The organism is Sulfitobacter donghicola DSW-25 = KCTC 12864 = JCM 14565 (assembly GCF_000622405.1).
GTDB classification, from domain to species: domain Bacteria; phylum Pseudomonadota; class Alphaproteobacteria; order Rhodobacterales; family Rhodobacteraceae; genus Sulfitobacter; species Sulfitobacter donghicola.
The window spans coordinates 32,112-44,261 of sequence record NZ_JASF01000005.1 but is presented as its reverse complement, the minus strand read 5'-3'; the positions used below and the strand labels follow the sequence as shown (position 1 = coordinate 44,261).

The window sequence follows — 12,150 nt, the reverse complement described above, 5'->3', positions numbered from 1 at the left end:
TTTTCACTTTCGTTTTGCAGCGCGTTGGGACGCAATCAACACATCTTGGGCGCGCTGCCAAGGGCCAGAGCCCTGTGACAAAAGGCCTGATGCGCGTCGCGCGTGAATTCCGGCGTCTTTCAGCCGTCCACCCAGCGCAAAGCGCTCGGCGGTGATGAGGGCGGCCATGCCTTGCTGGCCTGTCTTTGCATAGGCGGTTGCCAGATCGCGCAGCATCGAGCCATCGCGGTAATCCTGACGGCGCGATTTTTCGAGCACGCCGAGCGATTTTTTCACCTGACCAGCGGCCAGCAGGGCGCGGCCATAGCCCGAGAGCACCAGCGGATCGTTTGGCGCGTATTTAACGGCGCTGGCATAGGTATTGGCGGCGGCGGCAAAATTGCGCGTCTCTAGCTGGATTTGCCCCTTTTGATCGCGCAGGAAGGCATCATAGGGGCGCGCGGCGATGGCGCTGTCTATCGCGGCAAGCGCCTTTTTGGTTTTGGAGTTGCGATGCAGGGCAACGGCTTCGCGCAGCAGGCGCACATCGGGGTAGGGTTCTTTGTTCAGGCGGCGCAGCGTCCAGCTGGGTGCGCGGGTATAGGCGGTGATTTTTCCCTTGAGGCGCGCAAACCAGTATTCCGCGGTCTCGTCTTTGGGGAGGGTGCCATAGCTGGCGACATAACCTGCAACAGCGCGCATGCGGTCGCGGCTGAGCGGGTGAGAACGCATATAGGGGTCTTGGCGGCCCGCGCTGAGCGTTTCTTGCCCTGCAAAGATACTCAGCGCATCGAACAGGCCCTGCGGGGAGGCGCCTGCGGCCTTCATATAGCGCACGCCAGATTGGTCGGCCGAGGCTTCTTCGGCGCGGGTGTGGCTGAGAAAGGCGCGTTGTGCGGATGTTGAGGTGCCAAGGGCGATGCCGCCTGCTGCGCGGCTATTGCCTGCGGCGGCAGCGGCGGCGGCCAATGCAATGCCCAAGCCCGAAATGGTACGCGCATTCGACAGGTTGCCCAAGCGCCGTGCGATATGGCCATTGGCGATATGGGCTGCTTCATGGGCGATGATGCCTTGCAACATGGTTGCCGTTTGCATTTTGTTGATCAGCCCATAGTGGACAAAGATAGCGTCATTGCTGACCACAAAGGCGTTTAGCGTGGCTTCGTTCACCACCAGAATTTTCACGCGGTTCGGGTTCAGCCCTGCCGCCCGCAGGATCGGCGCCGAGATTTGTTTCAGCGCATGTTCCATATCCGCATCACGCAACAGGCTGGTTGCCTGAGCGGGGAGGGCAAGAAGCGCCACGACAAGCATCGCTGCTATTGACGGGACAAGGCGGATCAGGTGAAAGCTCATGAAAACCAGTTTAGGAGCGCAACCATGCGGAATTCAACCCGATCCGAGGTCGATCCCTTTATTGTGATGGACGTCATGCAGGCCGCAGCAGCAGCCGAGGCGGCGGGGCGTCATATCATCCATATGGAGGTCGGCCAGCCCGGTACAGGTGCGCCAAAGGGGGCGGCGCGCGCTTTGACGGCGGCGATGGATGCGGGTCCGCTGGGGTATACAGTGGCCTTGGGGCTGCCTGCGCTGCGCGAACGTGTCGCACGGATGTATGGCGAGTGGTATAACGTCGATCTGGATCCTGCGCGGGTGGTGATTACTTCGGGGTCGTCTGGCGGCTTTATCTTGGCGTTTACCGCGTTGTTTGACAGTGGCGACCGTGTGGGCATCGGCGCACCGGGATACCCGAGCTATCGCCAGATCTTGGGCGCCTTGGGTATGCAGCCCGTTGATCTGCCCAGTGCTGCGGAAAACCGTTTCCAACCTGTGCCAAGCGATTTTGCGGGGATGGATTTGCAAGGTTTGATGGTGGCCTCACCTGCCAACCCGACAGGCACGATGCTGGATCGCCCCGCCATGTCGGCGCTGATCAACGCGTGCCATGATACGGGGGCGTCTTTCATCTCGGACGAGATTTATCACGGGGTCGAGTATGAGAAAAAGGCGGTGACCGCGCTGGAGATCACGGACGAAGCCTATGTGATCAATAGCTTTTCCAAATATTTCTCGATGACAGGCTGGCGCGTCGGCTGGATGGTTGTGCCCGAAGATCAGGTACGCGTGGTGGAACGGATCGCGCAAAATATGTTCATCTGCGCGCCCCATGCCTCGCAGGTGGCAGCCCTTGCCGCGATGGATTGCGAGGATGAGTTGCAAGCCAATATGGATGTCTACCGTGCCAACCGCGCCTTGATGCTGGACGGGCTGCCCAAGGCGGGGTTTGACCGCATCGCGCCACCAGACGGCGCGTTTTACGTCTATGCTGACGTGAGCGAGATCACCAATGACAGCCGCGCCTTGGCGGCCGAGATTTTGGACAAGGCGGGTGTTGCCGTCACTCCGGGGTTAGATTTTGATCCGATCCGTGGCCATACCACGCTGCGGTTCTCTTATGCGCGTAGCACGGATGACATTCGCGAAGGGCTGGCGCGGCTGGCGGCATTCATGCAATCGCGTTGAACCGCTGGACCCTGCACAACCCAGAGTGATAGGATGCAGCCAAAGAGCCAGACGCATCTTGGCCGGAGCGGTGATGAAAACAGTTTTACTTAGCCTTATCTGTGCCTTGGCCTTCGCATCTCATGCGGTGGCTCAGGGGCTTACGGCCCATGCGCGGGTCGATGCGGCCAGCAGTTCCATTACGGATGGCTGGTGGGGGCGCACGGAATTGTCCCTCGCGCTGAGCCAAGGTGTGCCTTTCCGCGTCTTTACGCTCAGCGATCCTGCGCGGCTGGTGATTGATTTTCGCGAGGCGGATTTTTCTGGCGTGACGGCGGGGGATATTCTGCCCGAGCAGGGGCGCGTGAGCGCGGTGCGCTTTGGCGCGTTTCAGCCCGGATGGTCGCGCTTGGTGGCGGATTTGGCCGAACCGATGCTGCCCAAAGAGATCGGCATGCCCGTTGATCCAAATACAGGGCGCGCCACGTTGCAGATATCGCTCAAGACCGCGGATGAAGCGGATTTTGTCGCGGCCTCTGGCGCGCCTGCCGATCCCAATTGGGCGGGTGGTTTTCTGCGCGCTCAGCTGCCGAAGGTACCCGATGACGGAAAGTTTACCGTTGTTATCGATCCCGGCCATGGCGGCATTGACCCCGGGGCCGAGCGCGAAGGCGTGAGCGAAAAGCACATCATCCTGAGCTTTGCGCGCACCTTGGCGGATGCGCTGCGTCGGGCGGGGGTGAATGTGGTGCTGACCCGCGATGAGGACATTTTTGTTGCGCTGCAAACCCGTGTGGCGCTGGCCCATAGCCACCATGCGGATTTGTTCATTTCGCTGCATGCGGACATCCTGCGCCAAGGCGGGGCAAAGGGGGCCACGGTGTACACGTTGTCCGAAGGCGCGGCGGATGAGGCGACCCAGCAGTTGGTTGCGCGCCATGACCGATCCGATGTGTTGATCGGGATGGATTTGACGGGATCGGACGATCAGGTCGCAGAAATTTTGTTAGATTACGCACGGTTAGAAACCACGCCGCGCTCGCTGGCGCTGGCCCAGCATTTGGCCGCAGGGATGGCCGAGGCCGGAGGGCCGATGAACCGCCGTCCGCTGCGCGAGGCGGGTTTTTCGGTTTTGAAATCGGCAGATATCCCTTCGGTGTTGGTGGAAATCGGGTTTCTCAGTTCGGATCGTGATCTGGCAAACCTCAGCGATCCTATCTGGCGGCAGGGCATGGCCGAGGGGATCACAAAATCGGTTTTGGCATGGCGGGACGCGGATGAGGCCAACGCGGCGTTGATCCGCCAATAGCACGCGCGCCTTGCGGTAGGGGGTGCGGGTTTCGCGTTGGGATATTGGGCGGCGTTTCGCCACAATTCCCCGTGCTTGCCTTTTGACCATTGGCGCTGATGCGCGTATAGGGAAAGCTAATTCAAGCAGCCAATTAAGGAGCTGTCGCGCGTGTTTCGGATGATCCTATCTTTCTTTGGGGGTATTTTTACCACCCTAACAATGTCTATTGGCATGGTGGCCCTGACGATTGGGGCGATTTTCTGGATGTATGGACGCGATCTGCCCAGCCACGAATCTCTGGCTTCATACACGCCGCCAACGATCAGCCGGATTTATTCGGGCCAAGGGCGGCTAATTGATGAATTCGCCAAAGAGCGCCGCCTGTTTGCCCCTGCCGATACGATTCCCGACCTGATCAAACAGGCGTTTATCTCGGCTGAGGACAAAAACTTTTACGACCATGACGGCTATGATTTGCGCGGTATTGGCGCGGCTGCGGTGGATGCGGTGCGCTCACGCGGGAGAGATGTGCGCGGGGCCTCGACCATCACCCAGCAGGTGATGAAGAACTTTTTGCTGTCGGGGGACCGCCGCGCCGAGCGGAAGATCAAAGAGATCATTCTGGCCGCGCGTGTTGAGGAGGCTTTGGACAAAGAGAAGATCCTTGAGCTTTATATGAACGAAATCTTCTTGGGGCAGAACTCATACGGGGTTGCTGCGGCCAGCCAGACCTATTTCAACAAAACGCTGAGCGAACTTGCCCCGCATGAGGCGGCAATGCTGGCCAGCCTGCCCAAGGCGCCCTCAGATTTCCACCCTGTGCGCCGCAAGGATCGCCTGCTGGCGCGGCGAAACTTTGTTCTGCGTGAGATGTCCGAAAACGGCTATATCACCGAAGCAGTCTATATGCAGGAGCGCGAACAGCCGCTGCGCTCGGTTCAGAATGGTGATTTTGAAAGCTTTAAGGCGGATCTGCCGCCGCGTGACTATTTCTCGGATGAAATCCGCCGCCAGCTGTCCGAAGACTTTGGCGAGGGTGAGTTTTTCACAGGCGGTTTGACGGTACGCGCAACCATCGACAATGAGATGCAGCCGATTGCGGCTGATGCGCTGCGCCGCCAGCTAGAGCAATATGACCGCAGCCAAGGTGTTTGGCGCGGTACAAGGGAAACCCTGCCGCCCGAGGCCTTGGTAGACGAGGCGACATGGCGCGAAGCGCTGAGCAATTTGCGTGTGCCGCGTGATATTTTCCTTGAGACCCAATGGTTCCCCGCTGTGGTTTTGGAAGTCGGTGATAAGGGCGCGCGTCTGGGGATTGAAAGCGTAGAAAATGCGCAGGGCGGCAACTGGGTTCCGCCAAAAGATATGGCGTGGGCGCGCAAGCGTCTTTCCGATGGCAAGCTGGGCCCGAAGGGCAAATTGGTTGAGGTTGGCGAGGTCGTGCTGGTGCGCCGTATGGTGGCGGATGCGGATGGTTCTTTCATTCGCTGGACCTTGCGGCAGGTGCCGCAGGTGCAGGGTGGTTTCGTCGCGATGGACGTGAACACAGGCCGTGTGATCGCGATGCAGGGTGGCTTTAGCTATCAGGCGTCGGTGTTTAACCGCGCGACACAGGCCAAACGCCAGCCTGGTTCCAGCTTTAAGCCGTTTGTTTTCGCGGCTGCGCTGGACAGCGGCTATTCCCCAGCGACCATCGTTGTGGATGCCCCGATTGAGATCAACACACCCCAAGGCGTGTGGCGCCCGAAAAACGCCTCCAAACGCTATTACGGTCCGACGCCGCTGCGCACGGGGATTGAGCAGTCGCGTAACCTGATGACCATTCGTTTGGCGCAAGAGGTCGGGATGAACGTTGTTGGTGATTACGCTGAACGTTTCGGGGTATATGAGAACCTTTCGCCTGTTTTGGCGAACGCACTGGGGTCCCAAGAAACGACCTTGTACCAGATGGTTGCTGCCTATGCGATGTTCGCAAACGGGGGCGAGCGGGTTGAGCCGACATTGGTTGACCGCGTGCAAGACCGATATGGGCGCACCGTGTACAAGCACGACAAGCGTGTGTGCGACGATTGCAAGCAGCCGACCTTGGAGGCAGGGCGCCGCCCGCGCGTGGTTTCTAACCGTGAACGTGTGATGGACCCTGTGACAGCCTATCAGCTGACGTCGATGATGAAGGGTGTTGTGGATCGCGGGACAGCGCGCAAAACGGTGAACCTCAGCGTGCCAGCAGCGGGTAAGACGGGCACAACAAACGATGCAAAAGATGTGTGGTTTGTCGGCTTTACCTCAAACATCGTTGCGGGGTGTTACATCGGGTACGACCAGCCGCGCAGCTTGGGGCGTGGGGCATCAGGTGGCGGCATGTGTGGCCCTGTTTTCCAGCGCTTTATGTCCAAGGCGGTCAAGAAATACGGCGGCGGCAAGTTCAGCGCGCCTGAGGGATGTGAATTCATCAAGATCGACCGCTTTACCGGCGCGCGATTGGGCGCAAATGCCAAAGGCAAAAATGTTGTGTCCGAGTGTTTCCGCGAAGGCGAATTCATCAACTTTGGTGTGACCTTTGATGGTGGCTTTGCCATGGGGGCTGATCTGCCGCTGGTTGAGGAAGTCGGCGGTTCAAAAGCCAAAGAGGTCACAACCTCGACCGGTAAGAAGGCGATCGTTGGTCCAAAGGCGGGCTTTGGCACGCTTAGCTCGGGTGGTTTGTACTAAGGCAAACGGGCGGCGGGCTGGCAAAACCGGTTTGCACGTCTTGTAGCGGATCAAGTGCTGGTCTATCACATGGGCGGCCCTACGCAGACGCGGGGGCCGCTCTTTTATTTCGGGACAGAACATGCGCGCAGAAGTACAAAGCACCGTCGATAAAATTGGCAAATCGTTGGAGCTTTTGGCTCAGCGGTTAAACGTCGAGACGGCACCGTATCGGTTGGAAGAATTCAACGCGCGGGTTGAAGATCCCACCCTGTGGGATGATCCGGAAGCGGCGCAAAAGCTGATGCGGGACCGTCAAAATCTGGTGGATGCGATGGCCACCTATGAGGGCATCAAGACCGAGCTACAAGATAACATCGATCTGATCGAACTGGGCGAGATGGAAGAAGACGGCGAGGTTGTCGCCGAGGCCGAATCCGCCCTAAGCAAGCTGGAAGAGACCGCAGCCAAGAAAGAGCTGGAAGCCCTGTTGGACGGTGAGGCGGATGCCAATGACACCTTCCTTGAGATCAACTCGGGCGCGGGCGGGACCGAGTCCTGTGACTGGGCCAGCATGTTGGCGCGGATGTATGTCCGCTGGGCCGAGAAGAAGGGCTATACCGTCGAGCTTCAGTCCGAAAGCGCGGGCGAAGAGGCGGGGATCAAATCCGCCGCCTATAAGATCAGCGGTCACAACGCTTATGGCTGGCTAAAATCCGAAAGCGGCGTGCACCGTCTGGTGCGCATTTCGCCGTTTGATAGCGCCGCAAAGCGCCACACGTCTTTTACCTCGGTCAAAGTTTATCCGGTGGTGGATGACAACATTGAAATCGAAGTGAACCCCAGCGACATTCGCATTGATACCTACCGAAGCTCTGGCGCGGGGGGGCAGCACGTGAACACCACGGATTCCGCGGTACGGATCACGCACCACCCCACAGGGATTGTTGTGACATCCTCCGAGAAGTCTCAGCACCAGAACCGCGATATCGCGATGAAAGCGTTGAAATCACGCCTGTACCAGATGGAGCTGGATAAACGCTCGGCCTTGGTGAATGAGGTGCATGAAAACGCGGGCGATGCGGGCTGGGGCAACCAGATCCGATCCTATGTTTTGCAGCCCTATCAAATGGTCAAGGACCTGCGCACCAGCTATGAAACCTCGGATACCAAAGGCGTGTTGGACGGCGATCTGGACGGCCTCATGGGCGCCACGCTTGCGCTGGCGGTATCGGGCAAAAGCCGCGCTGAGGCACAGGGCGAGTGAACCGCGCCTCTGGCGGCATCCTGATAATCTTAGCGGGATTGGTGCTGGGGTATGTTGGCATTTCCCAGTGGTTGGGAACGCTTGATCGTTATGGCGCGGCAGGCTGCGTCATAGCGCCCGACGCCGAGCGGCCATTGCGCGCAAAAGTTGCCCGCGCTTTGGGGCAAGCCCATGATGAGGGTGATTGGCTAGTGATTGGTCCCAAGCTGTGCACGATCACCTTTCCTGACATTGAAACCCCTATTTCAGCCAAAGAGCCGGACGTTGCTGTCGCGATTTCAGCGGTGGATGAATATGCGGAACATGGCGATATAGGGTGCTTTATCTCTCGGGATTTGTTGGAAGACAGTTTGAAGCTGTCGCGAGGCTGGGATGAGGATCAGGTATTCCGCGCCTATATTCAAATGATGGCTGCGGGGGTGATGGATGGAAGCTGGCAGTTTTTCGGAGAATCTCCGCTGCGAACGCCGGTTTCATTTCAATATCTCGGCGGCACGTGCGGAGAGGTTCCCAATGCCGCAAAAATGGCCAACAGCCATGAGGTGTTGAAAGAGACCTTTGACAGTTTCATCCGCGCCAATGCGCCCTATGTCCCCTGTGGAGAGGGCGGCAACGTCTTTCAGCCGCAATGGGCCGAGGTTTATAAAGGCCTTGGCAGCGGGGATCCGGTAAATGCATGGTATCCCTTAGAGATTATGTTTGTCGGGCTTGCGGCCGAATGGGTGGAAGGCGCAACGCATGACAGCAAAGGTTTCACGCGGCCGCCTTTGTGTAGCTTTCAGGGCGATGCGCGCTAATTCCGTTGCACAAGGGGAAGTCGCGCTGCAATACTTGCCCGTATGGATATTTTGGATATGGATGCGCGCGCCCAGTCTGCCGCGCTGGAAAAGGGCGAGATTTCAGCGGTTGAGCTGATGCAAGCCACATTGAGCCGCATTGCAGATGTTAATCCGCAGGTGAACGCCATTGTCAGTCTGGCGGATGAGGATCAGCTGATTGCACAGGCGCGCGAGGCGGATAACACGCCACGCAAGGGGTGGCTGCACGGGATGCCCATAGCGATCAAGGATTTGGCGAATGCGGCGGGTTTTCCAACCTCGCGCGGCTCTCCCTTGTTTGCAGGGCAGGTGGCGAAGGACGACGATTTGATTGTTGCGCGTCTGCGCGCTGCTGGTGTCATTGTGATTGGCAAAACCAACACGCCTGAGTTCGGCCTAGGCTCGCATACGTTTAATCCGGTGCATGGGGCCACTTGCAACCCCTATGATCTGTCAAAATCTGCGGGTGGTTCCTCGGGTGGGGCGGCGGCGGCATTGGCGGCGGGCATGCTCAGCGTGGCTGACGGGTCTGACATGATGGGCAGCCTGCGCAACCCTGCGGGGTGGAACAACGTGTACGGCATGCGCCCAACATGGGGCACGGTGCCCGCTGATCCTGTGGGGGATATGTATATGCACCCGCTGGCCACCTCTGGCCCGATGGCGCGCACGCCTGCTGATCTGGCGGCTTTGTTGGATACGATGACGGGAATTGATCCACGTCAACCGCTCACCATCGCAAGTGATGCTACACTGCCGTCGATAGAAGAGACGCCGCAGGGCCTGCGCATCGGATGGTTAGCTGATTGGGGAGGGGCGCTTCCCTATGAAGAGGGGATCACCGAGATTTCGAGCGCGGCCCTGCAGCAGATGGCGGGTTTGGGGCATCACGTTGAGGATGTGGCCGCGCCCTTTGATGCTGACGCGATGTGGGAGTCGTGGATTGATCTACGCTCGTTCGCGGTATCGGGCCTGTTGGGGATGGATTACGCGGATGAAACCCGCCGCAAGGGGCTAAAGCCCGCCGCGATTTGGGAGGTCGAGCGGGGGCTGAACATGTCGGCGCGCGCGGTGCAGCGCGCCAGTGCGACGCGATCAAACTGGTTCAGAAAAACCTCTGAACTGTTTGAGAGGTTTGACGTTTTGGCGCTGCCCTCCGCGCAGCTATGGCCGTTTGATGTGAATTTGGTGAACCCAGAAAACATCGCAGGCCAGCAGATGGATAGCTACCACCGTTGGATGCAGGTGGTTGTGCCAGCAGGGCTGATTGGCCTGCCGGTGGTGAACATCCCCATCGGGTTTGGCGCAAAGGGCCTGCCTGCGGGGATACAATTGATTGGCCCGCGCGGGAGCGACGGGGCGCTATTGCAGCTTGCGCAGCACTGGCACGCAGAGACGAAATGGCCTGAGCGGGAGCGGCCAAACCTATAGGGAGGAACAATGGGCTATTCAGGGACAAGAGAACACGGCGCGCCTGCGCTGGCGGTTCCAACTGCGGCGCTGTTGCGCGGGGCTTTGGCAGCGGGCTGGCAGGATTTTCGCGCGGCACCTGCCTTTGGTTTGATCGTCGCGGTTCTATCCGTCATCACGGGATGGGCCATGGTGGGGATCACCGTTTGGGCGGGGCATACGTTTTGGCTGGTGTTGGGGGTTTTCGGCTTTCCTTTGGTTGCGCCTTTTGCGGCCTTGGGAACCTATGAGGTCTCGCGCCTGCGGGGGCTGGGGGAAAAGCCGACCGTGGCGCGCGTGGCCCAAGTGCTCTGGGCCGAGCTGGGCCGCCAGTTGCCGCCCCTATGTGCCTTGATGATGTTTATGCTGCTGTTCTGGTTCTTTCTGGGGCATATGATCTTTGCCTTGTTCCTTGGGCTAAAGCCGATGACAAACATCATGTCATCGCTGGATGTTTTCCTGAGTATCGACGGTTTGATGATGCTGGGGCTGGGGTCAGCGGTGGGGGCGGCCTTTGCGCTGCTGCTTTATGCGATCTGTGTGATCGGCCTGCCGATGTTGCTGGACCGTGAGGTGGATTATGTCACCGCGTTGATCACCAGTGTCGGGATCGTCAAAGCAAACCCCGTTGTGATGCTGGCATGGGCCATTTTCATCGCGGTGACCTTGTTTATCGCGATGATCCCTGGATTTCTGGGGCTGTTGATTGTGTTGCCGTGGCTGGGCCATGCGTCGTGGCATGTTTATGCGGCCCTGCGCGACAGCTAGGCCTCGACTTCGCGGCCATGGGTGACAAGGCGCGCGCGCAAGTCCTGTGCGCGCGGGTCTGCGGCCTCTAGTGCAAAGACATAGGCGTGGGTCAGGAAAAAACACTCAGCATCCACGTCATCTGCACGGTCAGCGGCCTGTGTATAGAGGCCGATCAAGGCGCCCTTATCATCGGCGGCATGCGCCTCGAGCATGAGGGTGTGTAGCGTGATCATTCCGCGGCGAGCGGCGCGCGGTGGCGTTCGAGCTGTGCTGCAACCCAGTCGTGGAACATATGCGTCGGCCCATCCATCGCAGGAGAGAACCGCCCCCCGTCAAAGCCAACCGCATGGCGGCCACGCTGCATGCCCTCAATGACAAAGATGTCTTCCTCGAACACTTCTTTCCACTGCTCGGTGTTGCGCGCGCGCAGCTCAGCATCGGTGTCGGGCTGGGCGTAATAGAGGTGGATGTGTTCCACCGTGCGCTGCGTGGTTTCAGGGACAAGGATGATTGCAAATGTGTGGTCGCGGTGAACCCCCAGCAACACGTTGGGGTAGGCGGTGATATATTCCGCTGCGGTGTCCCATTTGTCGCTTAACCCGTCAAAATCGGGAAACACATTGCCCTTGTCACCTTTGAGCTGGCGATAGACCAGCGTGCCTTGGCCCGAGAATTTGCCCGCGTTTTCGATGTGATAGTGATCTTCCAGACGGGAATAGCTGTTTAGGCCGGGGTGGACCCACGGCAGGTGATAGCTTTCGCAGTAATTCTCAACGGCCAGTTTCCAGTTGCAGTTCACCGCCAGCTCAAAGCGGCTGTCGGCGCCGCCGTGGTGTAGCGGTTTGTCAAACTCGGCCCAGCGGGCGAGCAGATCTGCGTTTGCGTCCTCGAACGGCAGGGCAGTGCCCGAGACGTTGATCCAGATGACATCCATCCAGATGTGGCTGCGCACTTCGATCAGGCCCAGCAGGGCGCGGTCGATGCCGTCATGGGTATTGTGCCCCGGACCGCCCACATGGGGCGTGCTGACCAGCTTGCCCGAGGTGCTGTAGCACCATGAATGATAGGGGCAGCGGATTGCGCCTTCGATTTTGCGGGGCGCGTCGACCAAGATCATGCCACGGTGGCGGCAGATGTTTTGAAAGACGCGCACAGTGCCAGAACGATCGCGCACCATCAGCAGCGGCATCCCAAGGAAGGTGAGCGGAACCGCATCGCCAATTTCAGGCACATCCGCGCCGACACCCAGACCAGACCAATTATCAAACAGAACGGCCTGACGTTCTTCGTCAAACACGGATGGGTCAATGTAGTGGGCATTTGGCAGGCCGTTTGCAGTTTCCAACGGACGGCGCACGGTGCTGAGGTCTGATCGGTCCATGATGCTCTCCTATGTGTTTCCA

The 12,150-nt window shown here is 59.1% G+C and carries 10 protein-coding genes; 7 read left to right on the top strand and 3 right to left on the bottom strand.

The window, feature by feature from the left end:
• Positions 1–3: 3 nt before the first annotated feature.
• A complete protein-coding gene (locus Z948_RS0101070; RefSeq protein WP_025057728.1) occupies positions 4–1,335 on the bottom strand; it encodes a M48 family metalloprotease in 1,332 nt (443 codons plus the stop codon).
• A 24-nt stretch (positions 1,336–1,359) separates the two neighbouring features.
• On the opposite strand from Z948_RS0101070, the gene Z948_RS0101065 reads away from it, so the two are divergent.
• The 7 genes from Z948_RS0101065 to Z948_RS0101035 all read left to right on the top strand — a co-directional run bounded on the left by Z948_RS0101065 (position 1,360) and on the right by Z948_RS0101035 (position 10,765).
• Entirely contained in the window at positions 1,360–2,502 is a 1,143-nt protein-coding gene (locus Z948_RS0101065) for a pyridoxal phosphate-dependent aminotransferase (protein ID WP_025057727.1), read from the top strand.
• 73 nt (positions 2,503–2,575) lie between these two features.
• Positions 2,576–3,790: an N-acetylmuramoyl-L-alanine amidase gene (locus tag Z948_RS0101060; RefSeq protein ID WP_025057726.1), complete on the top strand. Its 1,215-nt coding sequence runs from the start codon at positions 2,576–2,578 to the stop codon at positions 3,788–3,790.
• A 150-nt stretch (positions 3,791–3,940) separates the two neighbouring features.
• Positions 3,941–6,484, top strand: coding sequence for a penicillin-binding protein 1A (locus Z948_RS0101055; protein ID WP_025057725.1), 2,544 nt, complete (start codon positions 3,941–3,943; stop codon positions 6,482–6,484).
• Positions 6,485–6,605: 121 nt separating this feature from the next.
• The gene (gene prfB, locus Z948_RS0101050; RefSeq protein WP_025057724.1) at positions 6,606–7,730 is read left to right on the top strand and encodes a peptide chain release factor 2; all 1,125 of its coding nucleotides are present in this window, start codon (positions 6,606–6,608) and stop codon (positions 7,728–7,730) included.
• Positions 7,727–8,527, top strand: a complete 801-nt coding sequence (locus tag Z948_RS0101045) for a hypothetical protein (protein ID WP_025057723.1) — start codon at positions 7,727–7,729, stop codon at positions 8,525–8,527. The genes prfB and Z948_RS0101045 overlap by 4 nt, the downstream gene beginning before the upstream one ends.
• A gap of 42 nt (positions 8,528–8,569) precedes the next feature.
• A complete protein-coding gene (locus Z948_RS0101040) occupies positions 8,570–9,979 on the top strand; it encodes an amidase (protein WP_025057722.1) in 1,410 nt (469 codons plus the stop codon).
• Between the two features lie 9 nt (positions 9,980–9,988).
• On the top strand, positions 9,989–10,765 hold the full coding sequence (locus Z948_RS0101035) for a DUF2189 domain-containing protein (RefSeq protein ID WP_025057721.1): 777 nt from the start codon (positions 9,989–9,991) through the stop codon (positions 10,763–10,765).
• Here Z948_RS0101035 and Z948_RS0101030 read toward each other — a convergent pair.
• Positions 10,762–10,980, bottom strand: coding sequence for a hypothetical protein (locus Z948_RS0101030; protein WP_025057720.1), 219 nt, complete (start codon positions 10,978–10,980; stop codon positions 10,762–10,764). The two genes, Z948_RS0101035 and Z948_RS0101030, sit on opposite strands and share 4 nt — an antisense overlap.
• Positions 10,977–12,128, bottom strand: coding sequence for an aromatic ring-hydroxylating oxygenase subunit alpha (locus tag Z948_RS0101025; RefSeq protein WP_025057719.1), 1,152 nt, complete (start codon positions 12,126–12,128; stop codon positions 10,977–10,979). The genes Z948_RS0101030 and Z948_RS0101025 overlap by 4 nt, the downstream gene beginning before the upstream one ends.
• Between the last annotated feature and the right edge of the window lie 22 nt (positions 12,129–12,150).

Bases quoted from the DNA above. Each gene is read 5' to 3' on its own strand.
- Z948_RS0101070 (WP_025057728.1), bottom strand. From the start codon at position 1,335: ATGAGCTTTCACCTGATCCGCCTTGTCCCGTCAATAGCAGCGATGCTT.
- Z948_RS0101065 (WP_025057727.1), top strand. From the start codon at position 1,360: ATGCGGAATTCAACCCGATCCGAGGTCGATCCCTTTATTGTGATGGAC.
- Z948_RS0101060 (WP_025057726.1), top strand. From the start codon at position 2,576: ATGAAAACAGTTTTACTTAGCCTTATCTGTGCCTTGGCCTTCGCATCT.
- prfB (WP_025057724.1), top strand. From the start codon at position 6,606: ATGCGCGCAGAAGTACAAAGCACCGTCGATAAAATTGGCAAATCGTTG.
- Z948_RS0101040 (WP_025057722.1), top strand. From the start codon at position 8,570: ATGGATATTTTGGATATGGATGCGCGCGCCCAGTCTGCCGCGCTGGAA.
- Z948_RS0101035 (WP_025057721.1), top strand. From the start codon at position 9,989: ATGGGCTATTCAGGGACAAGAGAACACGGCGCGCCTGCGCTGGCGGTT.
- Z948_RS0101030 (WP_025057720.1), bottom strand. From the start codon at position 10,980: ATGATCACGCTACACACCCTCATGCTCGAGGCGCATGCCGCCGATGAT.
- Z948_RS0101025 (WP_025057719.1), bottom strand. From the start codon at position 12,128: ATGGACCGATCAGACCTCAGCACCGTGCGCCGTCCGTTGGAAACTGCA.